A 1,465-nucleotide genomic window follows, 5' to 3' on the forward strand; every position below is an offset into this window, starting at 1 on the left:
TCCTCACACCGTGCGGAGCGAACATGACCAACCGAGACCTGAGTTCAGGCGAGGCAGGGAATTCAAAGGGTTCTCAACCTGGAGCCGCAGCGCTTTCACGGCGCGCAATCCTTCAAATCGCAAGCGGCGCGGCATCACTTGTTGCGGTTCCCGGCGCCGTGGCTCAGTCGGCGGTGCCGAATGCGACCGCGACCGTGGTCGATGGACCGATTCACTTTAGGGTGAACGGCGAGAGCAAGCAGCTCGAATTTGATACCCGCCAGTCGCTTCTAGACGTGCTGCGCGAAACCCTCGATCTGACTGGGACGAAGAAGGGCTGCAACACCGGCGCATGTGGCGCCTGCACCATCCTTGTTGACGGCAAGCGTATCGTCTCCTGCCTCACGCTCGCGGCAATGCACGAGGGCGCCGACATCCAGACGATCGAAGGCGTCGCAAAGGACGGCGAACTCAATCCGCTCCAAGAAGCTTTCATCGAGCATGATGGGCTTCAATGCGGGTTCTGCACGCCCGGGCAAATCATGTCGGGGCTTGGGTGTATTGCAGAAGGTCACGCCGGCTCTACCGACGAGATCCGCTTCTGGATGAGCGGCAACATCTGCCGGTGCGGCGCCTATCCCGGCATTGTCGCTGCGGTGTCGGATGCCGCAGGGAGGGCGTGACGATGGTCCCGTTCGTCCTGGAAAAAGCCAACGACATAGAGGCTGCAATCGCATCCGCTGTCGCGGGCGGCCGCTACATTGCGGGCGGCACGACGCTCGTCGACCTGATGCGAGAGGAAGTCGAGCGGCCCGAACGCTTAATCGACATCAATGCGCTTCCACTACGTGACATCCACGTCGATGGTGGCGATCTGGTCCTGGGGGCCCTCGCCACTATGGCTGACATCGCAGCTCATCCCGACGTGCAGCGCCTCCATCCCATGATTGCAGAAAGCCTCATCGAGGGAGCATCTCCGCAATTGCGGAACATGGCTTCGATCGGCGGAAATCTCCTGCAGCGCGTCCGCTGCCCCTACTTCCGTATGCTCGACGCGGCATGCAACAAGCGCAACCCCGGATCAGGCTGCGCCGCTCTGGAGGGTTTGAACGCGGGCCATGCCGTGCTGGGCACCAGCAGTCATTGCGTTTCTACGCACCCCTCAGATGTGGCCGTCGCGTTCGTTGCACTCGGGGCGATCATGCGCGTTCGCGGGCATCAAGGAGAACGAAGCTTTGCCGTGGAAGACCTATTCCGCCTACCCGGCGACACGCCGCACCGGGAGCATACGTTGTTGCCTGGCGAGCTAATCGTCGAGATACGCGTGCCGAGCGCGCCCTACGGCCGACGAGCTCGCTATCTCAAGGTCCGCGACCGCGCTTCTTACGAATTCGCGCTCGTCTCCGCGGCGGTCGCACTGGAGGTGGAGGATGGCGTAATACGCTCTGCGCGCGTCGCTTGCGGCGGGGTCGGCACCATGCCTTGG

General features: G+C 62.6%; 2 protein-coding genes. Both read left to right on the forward strand.

The features are described 5' to 3' along the window. Window positions 1–23 precede the first annotated feature (23 nt). Window positions 24–662: a (2Fe-2S)-binding protein gene (locus tag EOA27_RS36250; RefSeq protein WP_126082619.1), complete on the forward strand. Its 639-nt coding sequence runs from the start codon at window positions 24–26 to the stop codon at window positions 660–662. Window positions 663–664: 2 nt separating this feature from the next. Beyond that, window positions 665–1,465 (forward strand): xanthine dehydrogenase family protein subunit M (locus tag EOA27_RS36255; protein WP_145970824.1); only part of this gene is annotated, 801 nt, incomplete at its 3' end.

The sequence above is a fragment of the Mesorhizobium sp. M2A.F.Ca.ET.037.01.1.1 genome (assembly GCF_003998075.1).
Classification (GTDB): Bacteria; Pseudomonadota; Alphaproteobacteria; order Rhizobiales; family Rhizobiaceae; genus Mesorhizobium.